General features: G+C 71.3%; 13 protein-coding genes. 4 read left to right on the top strand and 9 right to left on the bottom strand.

The window, feature by feature from the left end; translation table 11 throughout:
* Window positions 1–416: 416 nt before the first annotated feature.
* Genes AN233_RS12660 through AN233_RS12645 form a run of 4 tightly spaced genes read right to left on the bottom strand, consistent with a single transcriptional unit; the run spans window position 417 to window position 4,819 of the window.
* On the bottom strand, window positions 417–2,726 hold the full coding sequence (locus AN233_RS12660) for a (Fe-S)-binding protein (RefSeq protein WP_080508467.1): 2,310 nt from the start codon (window positions 2,724–2,726) through the stop codon (window positions 417–419).
* A gap of 49 nt (window positions 2,727–2,775) precedes the next feature.
* Window positions 2,776–3,498 carry an energy-coupling factor transporter transmembrane component T family protein gene (locus AN233_RS12655; protein WP_094192427.1) on the bottom strand — a complete coding sequence of 241 codons (723 nt, stop codon included), beginning with the start codon at window positions 3,496–3,498 and terminating at the stop codon, window positions 2,776–2,778.
* Window positions 3,495–4,232: an energy-coupling factor ABC transporter ATP-binding protein gene (locus tag AN233_RS12650; RefSeq protein ID WP_080508466.1), complete on the bottom strand. Its 738-nt coding sequence runs from the start codon at window positions 4,230–4,232 to the stop codon at window positions 3,495–3,497. The genes AN233_RS12655 and AN233_RS12650 overlap by 4 nt, the downstream gene beginning before the upstream one ends.
* Before the next feature lie 2 nt (window positions 4,233–4,234).
* On the bottom strand, window positions 4,235–4,819 hold the full coding sequence (locus tag AN233_RS12645) for a biotin transporter BioY (protein WP_058367135.1): 585 nt from the start codon (window positions 4,817–4,819) through the stop codon (window positions 4,235–4,237).
* A 122-nt stretch (window positions 4,820–4,941) separates the two neighbouring features.
* Between AN233_RS12645 and AN233_RS12640 the strand changes: the two genes are divergently transcribed.
* Together AN233_RS12640 and AN233_RS12635 are read left to right on the top strand one after the other, a co-directional pair.
* Window positions 4,942–5,544, top strand: a complete 603-nt coding sequence (locus AN233_RS12640; RefSeq protein ID WP_058367134.1) for a hypothetical protein — start codon at window positions 4,942–4,944, stop codon at window positions 5,542–5,544.
* A 188-nt stretch (window positions 5,545–5,732) separates the two neighbouring features.
* Window positions 5,733–6,479, top strand: a complete 747-nt coding sequence (locus AN233_RS12635; protein ID WP_058367133.1) for a CRISPR-associated protein Cas4 — start codon at window positions 5,733–5,735, stop codon at window positions 6,477–6,479.
* A 26-nt stretch (window positions 6,480–6,505) separates the two neighbouring features.
* Here the strand turns inward: AN233_RS12635 and AN233_RS12630 are convergent, their stop codons facing one another.
* Together AN233_RS12630 and AN233_RS12625 are read right to left on the bottom strand one after the other, a co-directional pair.
* On the bottom strand, window positions 6,506–8,017 hold the full coding sequence (locus AN233_RS12630; protein ID WP_058367132.1) for a stage II sporulation protein M: 1,512 nt from the start codon (window positions 8,015–8,017) through the stop codon (window positions 6,506–6,508).
* A gap of 24 nt (window positions 8,018–8,041) precedes the next feature.
* The gene (locus AN233_RS12625; protein ID WP_058367131.1) at window positions 8,042–9,529 is read right to left on the bottom strand and encodes an MATE family efflux transporter; all 1,488 of its coding nucleotides are present in this window, start codon (window positions 9,527–9,529) and stop codon (window positions 8,042–8,044) included.
* Window positions 9,530–9,650: 121 nt separating this feature from the next.
* On the opposite strand from AN233_RS12625, the gene AN233_RS12620 reads away from it, so the two are divergent.
* Together AN233_RS12620 and ilvA are read left to right on the top strand one after the other, a co-directional pair.
* Entirely contained in the window at window positions 9,651–10,052 is a 402-nt protein-coding gene (locus AN233_RS12620) for a gamma-glutamylcyclotransferase family protein (protein WP_058367130.1), read from the top strand.
* A gap of 341 nt (window positions 10,053–10,393) precedes the next feature.
* Complete coding sequence (gene ilvA, locus AN233_RS12615) at window positions 10,394–11,605, top strand: threonine ammonia-lyase (protein ID WP_058367129.1); 1,212 nt, start codon at window positions 10,394–10,396, stop codon at window positions 11,603–11,605.
* Window positions 11,606–11,842: 237 nt separating this feature from the next.
* Here ilvA and ftsY read toward each other — a convergent pair whose 3' ends face one another.
* The 3 genes from ftsY to rpl18a are packed head-to-tail and all read right to left on the bottom strand — an operon-like array spanning window position 11,843 to window position 13,602.
* A complete protein-coding gene (gene ftsY, locus AN233_RS12610; RefSeq protein ID WP_058367128.1) occupies window positions 11,843–12,964 on the bottom strand; it encodes a signal recognition particle-docking protein FtsY in 1,122 nt (373 codons plus the stop codon).
* 6 nt (window positions 12,965–12,970) lie between these two features.
* Window positions 12,971–13,426: a prefoldin subunit alpha gene (gene pfdA / locus AN233_RS12605; protein ID WP_058367127.1), complete on the bottom strand. Its 456-nt coding sequence runs from the start codon at window positions 13,424–13,426 to the stop codon at window positions 12,971–12,973.
* Window positions 13,426–13,602, bottom strand: a complete 177-nt coding sequence (gene rpl18a, locus AN233_RS12600) for a 50S ribosomal protein L18Ae (RefSeq protein ID WP_058367126.1) — start codon at window positions 13,600–13,602, stop codon at window positions 13,426–13,428. The genes pfdA and rpl18a overlap by 1 nt, the downstream gene beginning before the upstream one ends.
* Between the last annotated feature and the right edge of the window lie 252 nt (window positions 13,603–13,854).

The following is a 13,854-nucleotide window of genomic DNA, read 5'->3' as shown; positions in this document are numbered from 1 at the left end:
GGCTCGACCCGCCGGGCCTCGCTGCGCTCCTCGCTCTCCGCAACGCCCGCTGCGGTGCTTGCGTCGTCCGGGCGGGACCGAGCCGGCTGCCCCTTTCACTCCCACCCACCGCACAGCACCGCTCCGCCACCGCGACCGCAGCCTCGCACCTCCCCAGCCTCGCCGCAGCCGCGGTCGCGCGACCGCACCGCTGCGCGACCGCGCTTGCGGGCTCCCTCGCGCGCGTTTCTCGCGCGCGCCGACCGCATCAGCACCGCGACAGCACCGCCACCGCAACAGCACCGCCACCGCGACAGCACCGCCACCGCAACAGCACCGCCACCGCAGCAGCACCGCGGCACCGACACAGCATGCAGAAAATCGGTCGGCTAATCCTTCGGAAACCCACCTACGCCGCCTCAAAAAGTCCCGAGTCGTCAGTCCGCGGCGGTCGGCTCGCTGCCGTCGTCTGCGTCGGTCGCGTCATCGGCCGCGTCCGGGCTCGCGATCGCCCCGCTCGTCTCCAGCGCCTCCAGCAGCAGTTCGGCCACGTCGACGACCTCGATCCGGTCCTCGAAGTCGCCGGTCTTGCGGCCGTCCTCGAACATCGTCGTGCACATCGGGCAGGCGACGACGAACTTCTCGACGGCGGCGCCCGCCTCGGTGTCCTCGACCGCCTCGCGGAGGCGCTCCTCGCTCGGCTTCACCTCCTCGTCGTGCTCCGTCCAGAGCCCGCCCCCGCCGCCGCCACAACAGAAGGAGTCGGCGCGGGAACGCGGCATCTCGTAGAGGTCCGCGCCCGTCGCCCGGATCAGCTCGCGGGGCGCCTCGTACTCGTCGTTGTACCGCCCGAGGTGACAGGGGTCGTGGTAGGTGACGGTGTAGTCGAGCTCGTCGCCCGAGAGGCCGAGCCGGTTCTCCGCGACGAGGTCCTCGACCACCTGCGTCCAGTGGGAGACCGTGATCGCGCCGTCCGCGTTCCAGTCGTCCTCGTACTCGAAGGGCATCATGGGGTCGTCCGCGAACTCCGCGAAGTCGAGCTCCGGGTACTCGTTTTTGATCGTGTTGTACGAGTGCGGGTCGGTGCAGACGATTTCGTCGAACTCGCACTCCTCGAACGTCTCGACGTGGTGGCCGGCGAGTTCGAGGTAGAGGAACTCCTCGCCGATCCGACGCACGTCGTTGCCGTCGTACTTCTCGTCGTCGTAGAGGATGCCGTACTCCACGTCCGCGGCCTCGAACAGCCGCGCGAGCGCGCGGGCCACCGTCTTGTTCCGGTCGTCGTAGCTCGGGTAGTCGCCGACGTACCAGAGGTACTCCACTTCCGTTTCGCGGGCGTCGGTCACGTCGAACTCGAGGTCGTCGGCCCAGTCGCCGCGGGCGCCGGGCGCCTCGCCGAAGGTGTTGCCCTTCTGCATCACGTCCTGGAACACGTCCTGGAGGTTGCTGTCGACCGCGCCCTCGTCGACGAGCTGGCGGTTGAGCCGCGTGATCGTGGTGAGGTGCTCGATATCGACGGGGCAGGCGTCCATGCAGGCCATACAGGACATGCACGACTCCATCGACTCCGCGGCGATCACGCCGCCCTCCTCAGCGACGATGGGGACCGACTCGTCGCCGGCCACGCCGCCCGCGACCGGCCAGTCGGCGTCCGCGTCCGTCGCGGCGCCCTCGCCGCCCTCTGCGGCCGTCGCCCCGCCGTCGGTCGCGACCCCGCCGGGACCGCCCGCGCCCGAGACGGGGTCCTCGTCCACGGACTCGCGGTACGCCTTCAGGTCCAGGATGACGTCGCGGGGGTCGAGGTTCCGCCCGGCCGCCTTGGCCGGACAGACCGAGGAACAGCGGCCGCACTTGGTGCAGGCGTCCTGGTCGAGCAGCTCCTTCCAGGTGAAGTCCTCGAGCGACTCGGCGTTGGTGTGGTCCAAGTCCGCGGGGACGTTCGGGAGCCGCGCGCCCGCATCCTCGTCGCGCGCGACCACGTTCGCGAACGAGGAGATCATGTGGAACGGCTTCGCGTAGGGGACCCACGCCACGAACCCGAGCGCGAGCAGCGCGTGGGACCACCAGACCGCGGGGTAAACCGCTTCGGCGCCCGCGGCCGTGAGGCCGGCGGCCGAGAGCCCGTTCGCCATCGAGAGGCCGACGAAGCTCACGGTCTCCGTCGCCCGGGCGGGCTGGCCCAGGATGCCGACCGCCTCCGCGAGGAAGCCGCCGACGCCGAGCAGGAACAGCGTCCAGACGAAGGCGTCGTCTTCGATGGACGTGTGTTTCCCCCACAGCCGACCGTCGCGCTCGCGGTAGCGCCGGACCAGCGCCATCCCGACGCCGACGACGAACAGGAGGCCGAACGCGTCGACCGTAAACTGGTAGGCGAGGTAGAACGCGCCGACGAAGAAGGAGTCGCCCGTCAGGGGACCGTACAGGTCCATGTCGATGAACAGGATCGTCGTCGCCATCAGCAGGGTCAGGAAGCCCCAGAGGACGAACGTGTGCATCACGCCCGCGTAGAGGTCGCGGTCGAACTGCTTCTCGTTCGTGGCGACGACCTTCGTCGCGGTCAGCACTCGACTCGGGAGGTCCGCGAGGCGTCCGGGGTCATCGCGGCCGGCCGCGTAGCGCCGGAACCGCGCGTAGACGCCGTACAGAAACACCAACGTCGCCAGCGCCGCGAGGTAGTAGAAGACGGCCTTCCCCGTCGGACCGACGGTCCAGAACGTCTCCCGCGTCGCTCCCTGCAGAACTGTCATACTCGATCACCTGCTTACTGACGGGTTAAATCTTGCCACAAACGGCCGGTCACGCGCGGAGAAACGGGACGACGGCGGCGACCAGCAGCGCCGCCGCCAGCGCGACGACGGGGAGGTCCCGCCGCCGAAAGCAAAGCCGCGGCAGCGTCGGGTTCCACGCCAGACACCGCGCGTTGAGCGCGAGCGCGAGCCGGTCAGCGCGCGCGAACGCCCGCCGCAGGCCCGCGGTCGCGACGATCCGCATCCGGTCGCGGACCGGGAGCGCCCCGCCGCCGCGCGCCCGCATCCCCTCGCGGGCCGCGACCAGGTCCCGCCGGAGCAGGGGCAGGAACCGGAACACGAGGCCGACGCCGATCCCGAGGAACTGGCCCGTTTTCCCGGGCACGGTCCGCTGGACCGCGGCGCGCGAGTCCCGGACGGGCGTCGACCGGACGTACGCGCCCGCCACCAGCAGGATCAGCAGGACGCGGTAGCTCGCGAGCCCCGCCCGGAACGCGCGGTCGAGTTCGAACCACGGCGCGCCGAGCGTCGCGCCCGCGATCAGCGGCGCCGTCAGCAGGAAGGGCGCGGCCCAGCGGTACCCCCACGCGACCTCGCGCACGCTCCCGCCCGCGGCGCGCACGCAGCCGACCGCCAACAGCGACAGCACCGCGAGCCCGCGAGGCGTCGTGTGCGCGTACGCGGCCGCGGCGAACGCGATCTGGACGAGCAGCTTCCCCCGCGGATCGAGCCGATGGGCGAGCGAATCGCCGGGGACGAACGCGAACATCAGGAGTGGGAGCCGCAGTTCGCCCATTTGTCCGGCACGCGAACGCCGAGATCGGCGTCCGCAGCGAGCGTGGCGACCGCCTCGGCGGGCGGCCCCTCCACCGCCACCTCGCCGTCCGCGAGGACCGCGACGCGGTCGGCAAGCTCCAGCACGTCCCGGAGGTCGTGGGTGACGACGACCACGCCGGTTCCGGCGGCGTGAAGCTCGTGAAGGCGGTCCAGCACCGCCCGTCGGGAGGGGTTGTCCAGTCCGGTGAAGGGCTCGTCGAGGACGAGGTGGGCCGGCGCCATCGCCAGCGCGCCGGCGATCGCCAGCCGCTCGCGCTCGCCGCCGGAGAGGGCGTCGACGCGGTCCTCGGCCCGCCCATGGAGCCCGACCGCCGCGAGCGCATCGGCCACCCGCCGGTCGATTTCGTCGTGGGGCAGACCGAGGTTCTCCGGACCGAAGGCGACATCCGCACCGACGGTCGCGGCGACGATCTGGTCCCGCGGGTCCTGAAACACCATCCCCACCGCAGTCCGGGCGGCGACGAGGTTCTCCGTGACGGGACGGCCGTCGATCCGGACCTCCCCGGAGTCGGGCTCCGTCAGCCCGTTAAACGTCCGGACGAGCGAGGTCTTCCCGGAGCCGTTCGGGCCCGCGAGCACGAGGAACTCGCCGTCCTCGACGGTGAGGGTCACGCCGTCGACCGCGACGGTGTCGCCCCGGCAGACGGTCACGTCCGCGGCCGCGATCACGGTCAGGCGGCCGCCACGGCCTCGGAGCGAACGATCCCGACCGCGGCGGCGACCTTGATCCCTTCAGCGGGGAGGAAGACGACCGCGCCCTGCAGGAACGCCTCCGCGAGCGTGAACTCGGGGATCACGTAGTAGAGGCCGACGACGCCCAGCGCGTAGATCAGGACCGTCCCGGCGGCCATCGCGCCGACGAGCGTCGGGAGTCCCACGTCGTCGAGGTCCCGGAGCGCGGGTCCGCGGTGGACGACCGCGCCGATCAGGGCGGCGGCGAGGGGGTACGACCAGAGGTAGCCCGCGGTCGACCCGACGAGCGCGCCGAAGCCGGCCCCGCCGCCGGCGAACACCGGCGCGCCGAGCGCGCCCGCGACGAGATAGAGGACCAGCGAGACGCCGCCCCACACGGGGCCGAGCATGATCCCGGCGAGGAACACGCCGAGCACCTGCAGCGTCACCGGCGCGGGAGAGACCGGGTTCGGGAACGATACGTACGCGAACGCGCCCACGAGCGCCGCGAACAGCGCCGCGCGGGCGAGGTTGGCCGCCGCCTCGTCGCCGACGAGGTCGACGGACTCGGTCTGCGTCTCCATGCTTCCGGCTCTTCGTAAACCTACTTGAGAACTGTGGTTGACGGCAGGGCGCGTCCGCGGACCGACGCATGCACGAGAATCCGGTCAGCAGCCTTTTGTGGCCCGGAATCCGTCTTTCCCGTATGGACGAGAAGACGGAGGAACTCCGCGACATCTTCCTCGAGGCGACGGGGTCGGACACCGTCACCGAGCGGCAGGAGGCGTCGCCGGGGTCGCTTTCGGACCCCGACGAGGAGGCCGTCGAGACGCGGCTCGCCGAGGTCATCGTGGTCATGCGCGACCGCTACGACTTCGCCAGCGACCTCGCCGACGAGAACCTCCGACGCGTCGTCCGCGGCCACTTCTCGGAGGAGTCGGACGCCGAGGTCGGGGACGCCATCGGCGCTTCGGCCGCCGACGTCTTCGAGGCCCGCATGGACCTCCACCTCGTGACGGAGGCCGACCGCGACGCCCCGTTCGACTTCGAGGCCCTGCGCCGACTCGCGAGCGAGGAGGTGCCGGTCGAGGAGCGCGCCGAACGGCTCGACGCCGACCCGGAGGCGGTGCGCCGCTACTCCGCGGTCGTCGCGGCCGACCGCGCCTCGACCCGAGCGAACGACCGCTTCCGCGACGCCTTCCGGGACCTGTTGACCGACGCCGACATCGAGGGGTCGCTCGCTCGGACCGCCCGCGAGGACGGGCTCCGCGAGGCGACCGAGGACATCGAGACGGACGTCTCCCTGTGAGGTCCCGTCCGGCCCGTTTCTGTAACTGCGGTCGCGTCAGCCGTTTTTCTGTAACCGACTGATGGCCGACCCATTTCTGTAACTACGGTCGCGGTCGGCCCTTTTGTGTAACTGCGGTCGCGGTCGACCCTTTTCTGTACCCCCGGCCGCACCCCGACACTTTTCAACGAGAGCGCGGCAGACCCCCCGTGATCGCCTTCACCGACCTCGCCCGGGCCGCCTTCTGTCCCAGACAGCTCTACTACGTCCGGCGGAACGCCTCGGACGCGGACGACGTCGGGGCCGGCGGTGCCGAGACGGACGACGAGCGCGATCCCCGCCGCCCGCCGCCCGAGGCCCGCAAGCGGATGGATCTCGCCTTCCGGTATCGGGCGCTCCCCACCGCCTCGGACGACGCCCTTCGGGACCGTCCGATCGCGGTCGATCCGCCCACCTATCGACGGAACCTCGAGGCGCTCGCCGACCGGGACCTCTGGGACCGGCTCGTCGACCCCGACCGCGAGCGAGCGTTCCTGTCGGGGAAGGACTGTCGCGGGATCGCGCACAAGGTGCTGCGGCCGGCCGGCGGTGAGTCGGACAGCGGCGAATCGGTCGACGAGCCACCCGTTCCGACCATCGTTTCGCCCGGCGATCCTCCCGAAACTGGAGTGTACGAGCCGCAGGCGGTACGAGCGGTCGCGGCCGCGAAGGCGCTCGCGTGGGAGGCGGAGACCGAGGTCCCTCGCGCGCTCATCGAGTACCCCGGCCACGCGGTCGTCCGGGAGGTCCGGCTCACGACGCGCAAGAAGGCCGCCTACCGTCGGGCGCTCCGCACGGCGCGAAGCATCGACGGCCCGCCGCCGCGGCTCCGCGGGGATCAGAAATGCGACGCCTGCGACTATCGAGAGGAGTGCGGGACGCGAACGCGGTCGCTCGCGTCGCTGTTGGGCCTGTGAGCGCTGGAGGTTGGCCCGGCCGCCCCCTACGGAAGCAGGACGCCGTAGTAGGGGCTGACGAACCCCTCGATCAGCCCGGCGACGAGAAGCACCACCCCGACGCCGACGAGTACCCGAAACGCGCGCTCGAAGGCGTCCGCGAGGTCGGCTCGCGTCGCCCTCCCGCGCCACGTCCGCCAACCCGCGCGCCCGAGCCACACGCCGACCGCACCGGAAACGATCAGGGCCGGGATCTCGAGGATCCCGTGCGGGGCCACGAACGTCGCCAGCGCGACCGGATCCGTCTCCAGCCGCGCGACGACCGCGAGGACGAACCCGTTGAACGCCAGCGAGACGAGCGACGGGAGCGCCAGCGCGACGCCCGCGAAGCCCGTGCCGAGCGCCACCGTCCAGTTGTTCGCGAAGAACTCCACCGCGGCGACCGGCGGGACGTGCCCCTCCAGTCGCGCCGCGATGGAGGTGTCGACGACGCCGACGAACGGCTCCGCGAACGCCCAGCCCGCCGCGAACCCCGCCAGGAGCGCGCCGGTCGCGAGGAGGTGGGAACCGGGCGTCGCGCGGACGAACGCCCGAAGTTCGCGGAGCCCCCGCAGAACGCCCGCTCGGAACTGGTCGACGGGGGGCCGGTCGGGCGCGCTCATCGGGTCGACGCTCCCGCGCCACCCGCCGACGAGTCCGACCTTCACGAGGTGGAGGATCGGCGGGACGACCAGAAGCGTGATCAGGCCGACGCCGCTCGGGCTCCCGGTGGCGGTCAGCGCGCCCGCGGTCGAAGAGACCGCCAGCACCGTCCCGACCGCCAGCGCGTAGTAGCCGGCGGCCTCGAGGGGATTCGCGCGCAGGAACCCGAGAGCGGCGCGCAGGCTTCCGAGGACGCCGGCGTCGTCGACGACCAGCAGCACCGGCGCGAACGCGAAGACCGCGCGGACCGCGAGGGCGAACGCCAGCCACAGAAAGCCGGCGCCGAGGCCGACGAGCGCTGCCGCGATCGGGGAGGCGGCCGCGAGGGCCGCGACCAGCCCCCCGACGACCGCGAGCGAGCCGACAGCGAGGAAGAACTCCAACAGCAGCAGTCCGAGCATGGCGACCCAGTGACGGCGAACGCCGGCGATCCCGGCCGTTCCGGCCCGTTCGTCGCGGAGGTGACCGGCACAGGCGGCGTACTGGCCCGCAGTCACGCCCGCGTTCAACACGACCGCCACCGCGACCGTCCCGAGGACGGTGCTGCCGAGCAGTGCCAGCGAAACAGGGTCGAGAACCTCGGCCAACAGAGTCCCCATCTCCCCGCTCCACTGCTCGAACGCCGTCGGCTCCGCCTCCGGGTCCGGCATCGACCCGTCGAGACCGGCCAGCCCGTCACGCAGCGTTGCGAGACGGCCGGTCGACTCCAGATAGAGGTAGACGGCCACGAGGCCGGTGAACGAGACGACGCGAGCGATCGCGGGGACCGCGGCGCCCAGCACGTAGAAGGGCAGGAGGTCGGCGGGGCGGCGGCGGAGGGCGGCGACCGTCGTGGAGACGGCGGTCGAGAGGTCCATGCCAACCGATCGGCGGACCGACACTTAAACGTCGGCGTCGTCCGATCCGGGATTCTCGTCCCCGGTCTCGGCGTGAGCGGTTCCTGCACCGGCCTCGTCGGTTCCTGCTCCCGCCTCGGTGCCGCGTTCGGCCATCATGTCGGCGGCCCGCGGCGCCCAGCCGGTGTACGCGAAGCCGAGGGCGACGACCGCGGCCATCCAGACGTACGCCAGGAGGACGCCGACGTACGTGCCGGGCGGGCCGAACCCGAGCGTCTCGCCGAGCAGCCACGAGAGCCCGAGGAAGAAGCCGAACATGCCGGTGACGCGCGCCAGAAGCGGAATTCGCGTCTCGCTCGCGCCCTGCAGCGAGCCGGACAGCGCCGAGAAACAGACCAGGGCGGCCGCAGAGAGGCCGTAGACGCGCGCGAAGGCCACCGCGTACTCCAGCGTCGCGGGATCGTCGCCGCCGAACAGTTCGACGACGGTGGGGTGCGTGACCACCGGTTCGGCGGCGAGCGCCAGCCCGACGCCGATGACGCCGACCGTGGCGACGCCGAGTCCGGCGACCGCCCAGCCGTTGAACCGCGCGCCCTCGGGGTCGCCCTCGCCGAGCGCCTGGCCGACGAGGACCGAGGCGGCGACGTTGTAGCCGCGCGAGAAGGGGCCGGTCACCTGCTGGTAGACCCGGCGGCCGAGCTGGAAGCCGGCGTTGACCGCCTCGCCGAAGCCGAGCAGGAGGGCGTTGAACGGGAACTCCGCGATCTCGGAGCCGAACCCCTCGATCGTCCGGGGCGCGGACACCCGGATCAGCTGTCTGGCGAGCGTCGGGTCCCGCGGCCGGGCGAAGTTCGCGGGCGTCCACGTGCCGGCGATGGCGGCGATCAGCAGCCCCGCGGTGAGGACGTTCGCACCGGCGGTGGCGAGGCCGACGCCGAACACGCCGAGGTCGGGCGCGCCGAACAGCCCGAGACCGAGCACCGCGGAGCCGACGATGTTGACGGAGTTGGCGGCGACGTTGACGTACATCGGCGTGCGGGTGTCGCCGGTTCCCTGTAGCGCGCGAGCGCCGACGAGCGCGACGTGTCTGGCGGGGGCGGTCGCGAAGACGACCGCGAGGTACGTCGAGCCGAGTCGGACCACCTCGGGGGGCGTCTCGCGGCCGACGATGGTTCCGAACACGTCGATGGCGGCCTCGCCGAACAGCAGACCGAACGCGACGAAGGGGAGTCCGGCGAGCGCGCCGATCAGGATGGCCTGCGTCACCGCCTCGTCGCGGTTCTCCGTCGCGCCCGCGCCGGTGTCCTGCGAGGAGAGCGCGATGGAGCCGCCGCCGAGTCCGAGCCCGATCCGAAGCGGGAAGCGGGCGTACAGGTCCGCGAGCCCGATGGCGACGACCGCGGCCGGCGAGATCAGCGCCGTGATGATCACGTCCGTCGTCCGCATCGCGGTGCGGAACGTCTGCTCGGCCATCACGGGCCACGCGAGCGCGAACACCCGCCGCCAGACGCGTCGCACCCGCGGGAAGTCCATGACCGGACGCTCGGCCGCGGAGGGTTTGACGCTACCGGACCCGGAGCCAGAAGCCGGTTCGACGCGATTCAGCGACACGGTCCGGACGAACGTTCAAGCCCCGGGACGCCCCAGCGACCCCATGGACGTCTTCGTCTACGGGACCCTCACAGCGCCCGACCGCGTCGCCGAGGTCCTCGACGCCTACGCCTTCGTCGGCGCCGCGAGGCTGGAGGGGCTCCACGCGGTCGAGGGGCGCTACCCGACGCTAGCCCCCGGTGGCGCGACCGGCGGCCGGCTCCTCAGGACGGACGACCTCGACGCGCTGGACGCCTACGAGGGAATCGACGAGCGGCGCTACGTCCGCGTCTCGGTCCCGCTCGTCGGAAGCGACGACCATCCCGACGGCGCCGCGGTCTACGTCGGCGATCCGGACCGACTCGACGCGGACGCCGTCTGGCCAGGGACGGGGTCGTTCCCCGAGCGCGTGCGGGGGTACCTCCGAGAACACGAGGTCCGCGTGACGGTCGAGCCGGAACGGTGACCGGCGCGGCGGTCGGCCCGGAGCCGCGACTACGCCGGGGTCGTTATCACTGCGAGAGGAACGCGGTCAACCCCGGTCCGACGACGGCGACCGTGCGCCGAGGTTCACCGGAAACGCGGTTGGATGACGGGCGTCAGACGGCGGGGGTGAGGCCACGCAGTCCGCCGATTACACTTTCACTCCGGAGGACGTATCTTTATAATGACGGAGACACTCGATCCGGATGCACGTCACACGCGTGCATTCCCCCTTTCCCCTTATTCCCCCTTTCGCGCTCCGCCAGCATCGGCGGCGTCCCGGACACCGAAACGCTTAGTCGGCGGGCTGGGGTCTCCCGATCCATGCTCACGCTGTCGGACGTGCAGGCTGCTCGCGACCGGATCGACGGCGTCGTCCGTCGGACCCCGCTCGACTACTCGCACTCCTTCTCGGAGATGACGGGCGCGGCGGTCCACACCAAGATGGAGACGTTCCAGCGGACCGGCTCGTTCAAGATCCGCGGCGCGATGAACCGCATCGCCACGCTCTCCGAGGCCCAGAAGGAGGCCGGCGTCGTCACCGCCAGCGCCGGCAACCACGCGCAGGGGGTCGCCCTCGCGGCCACGCGGGCGGGCGTGGACGCGACCATCGTGATGCCGAAGTACGCCCCCGTCTCGAAGGTGAAGGCCACGGAGGGGTACGGCGGCAACGTCGTGCTTCACGGCGTCGACTACGACGAGGCGCAGGCGCACGCCCACGAGATCGAGCGCGAGGAGGGCCGGACCTACGTCCACGCCTTCGACGACCCGATGGTGATGGCCGGGCAGGGAACCATCGGCCTGGAGATCGCGGAGGACTGCCCCGAGGTCGACACCGTGGTCGTCCCCATCGGCGGCGGCGGGCTCATCGCGGGGATCGCCACCGCCGTGACGGAGACGCTCGACGACGTGCGCGTCGTGGGCGTCCAGGCCGAGGGCGCCTCCTCGGCCGCGAAGTCGCTGGAGAAGGGCGCGGTGACGGAGATCGACAGCGTCGACACCATCGCGGACGGCATCGCTACGCGCTCGGTCGGGGAGCGCACTTTCGAGGTGATCCGCGAGCGCGTCGATGAGGTCGTGACCGTCTCCGACCGCGAGATCGCGCTCGCGCTCACGCTGCTGCTCGAACGCTCCAAGACGGTCGTGGAGGGCGCGGGCGCGGTCCCCCTCGCGGCCGTCCTCGCGGAGGCGTTCGACTACGACGACGGCGAGACGATCGTCCCCGCGCTGTGTGGCGGCAACATCGACATGAACCGCCTGACGACCATCGTGATGCGCGGGCTGGTCCAGATGGGCCGGTACCTGAAGATCAAGATGGCGCTGAAGGACCGCCCCGGCGAACTGGAGACGGTCGCGGGCATCGTCGCGGACGCCGGTGCGAACGTCTACGCGGTCCACCACGACCGCACCGCCCGCGACGTGGCCGTCAACGCCGCCGAACTGGAACTGGAACTGGAGACTCACGACGAGGACCACGCCGCCGAGATCGTCGGGGAACTGGAGGCGCACGGCTACGACGTGGACGTGCTGGTCTGAGACGAGGGCTCGGCCGGATCTCGGTGGCCGCGAGATGGCGAGGCCGTGGCTGACTGATCTGCCGTGTTCGCCGTCGGCGTCGAAACAGTTCTCGACCGCTCAGTAGACGCTGAGGCTCGTGGGGACGAGCGTGCTACTGCACGTGCGGGGAACCGAGAAAGGCCGCGACCGGGTCGAAGCGGCGGAGACGGAACGTCCTCAGACCGGGCCACGCTGGGAGTCGCGGGCGCGGTCGGTCTACTCGCCGAGCAAGTCCTCGACCAGCGCCTCGGGGTCGAAGCGTTCGAGGTCGTCGTACCCCTGCCCGGTGCCGAGAAAGAGGATCGGCTTTCCGGTGACGTACGCGATGGAGATGGCGGCGCCGCCGGAGGAGTCGGCGTCCGCCTTCGTGAGGATGGCGCCGTCGACCGCCGCGGCGTCGTTGAACTCTTTCGCGCGGGTGACCGCATCCTGCCCGGCGACGGACTCGTCGACGAACAGGGTCATGTCCGGGTCGACCACGCGGTCGATCTTCTCCAGTTGGGCCATCAGGTCGTCGGAGGTGTGGAGCCGGCCGGCCGTGTCGCCGAGCACCACGTCGATATCGTTGGCCTTCGCGTACTCCACGCCGTCGTAGATGACGGCCGCGGGGTCGCCGCCCTGGTCGTGGGCGATGAGCTTCCGGTCGAGGTTCTCCGCGTGCTCGCGGATCTGCTCGTTGGCGCCCGCGCGATAGGTGTCGCCGTTGGCCATCACGGAGGAGTAGCCGCGCTCCTCGAGCCACTCCGAGAGCTTCGCGATGGAGGTGGTCTTGCCGACCCCGTTGACGCCGGTGAAGACGATCGTGACGGGCTTGTCGGCCTCGGCGAGCCGCTCCTCGAAGTCGAACTGCCCGACCGCGATCACGTCCAGCAGCGCGTCGTGGAGCGCCGCCTCGACGAGCTCGCCGGTCGTCTCGACCTGCTTGCGGCTCTCGCCGAGCATCGTCTCGCGGACGGTGTCGAGGATCTCCTCGGCGACGCTCATCTCCACGTCGCTCTCCAGGAGGGCCATCTCCAGCTCCCAGAGCGGCTCCTCGAGGTCCTCCTCCTCGATGATTATCCGCCCGGTCGCGAACGCCTTCGCGCGCCGGAAGGTGCTCGGGCCATCGTCCTCGTCGCCCTCGCCGGTCGCGTCCCCGGTCTCCTCGGCTTCGTCCGCGGCGGCGCCCGCGGGGGCGTCGGCCGCGGCGGCCGGGGTCGCGGTCTCGTCCGTCTCCGTCCCCTCCGGCGCGGCCGCTTCGGGCTCCGCGTCGGACTCAGAGGCGGCCTCCTTCGCCTCGGTCTCCTCCTCGACGTCCTTGCGGAAGTCGTTCAGTTTGTCCTTCAGTCCGTCGAACACGGTTCGTTACTCGTCGTCGTCGGCCTGCTGCTGCATCTGCTGCATCTGCTGCTGCTGCATCTGCTGTTGCATCTGCTGGGCCTGCTGTTCGAGCTCGCCGCTCTCCTCCTCGAGCTCGTCGATCTCCGCCTGCGTCTCCTCGATGCGGTCGTCGAGGGCGTCCTGCTTCGCGCGGAGCGCGTCGATGGCGTCGTCCTGCGCCTGCTCGGCCGCGTAGTTGCCGCCCAGCGAGACGACGACCTCGTCGATGTCCTGCACCTCGGCGCGGAGGTACGCGCCGCCGCCCAGCGGCACCTGCACCGTGGACCCGGACTCCAGCGTCTCGATGGCCTCGACGGCCTCGTCGATGTCGGACTGCTCCTGTCGGTAACCGGCGACCTCCTCCTCGAGGGCCTCGATCTCCTCGTCGAGCGCCTGCAGTTCCTGCGAGAGCTGCTGGAGTTGCTGCTGACCGCCGCCCATCATGCCGCGGACACCTCCGTGATCTCGATCTGGGTACGCTTCCGGTTGTGCTGGCTCCCGACCTGGCTGTAGATGCGGTCCTCGGCGACCGACTCGTTCGGCGCCTCGACCGTCTTGGTGAACGGCTGGTCGCCGTCGCGGCTCTGGAACGTTCCGCTGATCGTGAACTCGCTCATGGACGAAAACGGGGCTGGGAGAGGGAAGTATCTTCCTAAACGGATAGCTGCCCGAGGACGCCTCCAATCCCCCGCTATCACCCCGATCGCGGTCGTTTACGACGGTGCCGTTTCGCCCCCGGTGGGGTTGCGTTCGCGATGTCGTGGCGCTTGCGGTCGCGGTGGTGTTGGGGGACGGTGCGGCGCGGTGCCGTGGCGGCGCTGTTGCGGCGCTGTTGCGGTGCCGTCGGCGCGCGCCGCGGCGACCGCGAA

The organism is Haloparvum sedimenti (assembly GCF_001462205.1).
Lineage (GTDB): Archaea > Halobacteriota > Halobacteria > Halobacteriales > Haloferacaceae > Haloparvum > Haloparvum sedimenti.
Note: the sequence above shows the minus strand (reverse complement) of the source record. Positions and strands in the feature narration are given on the sequence as shown.

What these genes read in the sequence shown, in the direction of transcription:
- AN233_RS12660 (WP_080508467.1), bottom strand. Translation starts at nt 2,726, where the DNA reads ATGACAGTTCTGCAGGGAGCGACGCGGGAGACGTTCTGGACCGTCGGT.
- AN233_RS12645 (WP_058367135.1), bottom strand. Translation starts at nt 4,819, where the DNA reads ATGGAGACGCAGACCGAGTCCGTCGACCTCGTCGGCGACGAGGCGGCG.
- AN233_RS12640 (WP_058367134.1), top strand. Translation starts at nt 4,942, where the DNA reads ATGGACGAGAAGACGGAGGAACTCCGCGACATCTTCCTCGAGGCGACG.
- AN233_RS12630 (WP_058367132.1), bottom strand. Translation starts at nt 8,017, where the DNA reads ATGGACCTCTCGACCGCCGTCTCCACGACGGTCGCCGCCCTCCGCCGC.
- AN233_RS12625 (WP_058367131.1), bottom strand. Translation starts at nt 9,529, where the DNA reads ATGGACTTCCCGCGGGTGCGACGCGTCTGGCGGCGGGTGTTCGCGCTC.
- AN233_RS12620 (WP_058367130.1), top strand. Translation starts at nt 9,651, where the DNA reads ATGGACGTCTTCGTCTACGGGACCCTCACAGCGCCCGACCGCGTCGCC.
- ilvA (WP_058367129.1), top strand. Translation starts at nt 10,394, where the DNA reads ATGCTCACGCTGTCGGACGTGCAGGCTGCTCGCGACCGGATCGACGGC.
- pfdA (WP_058367127.1), bottom strand. Translation starts at nt 13,426, where the DNA reads ATGGGCGGCGGTCAGCAGCAACTCCAGCAGCTCTCGCAGGAACTGCAG.
- rpl18a (WP_058367126.1), bottom strand. Translation starts at nt 13,602, where the DNA reads ATGAGCGAGTTCACGATCAGCGGAACGTTCCAGAGCCGCGACGGCGAC.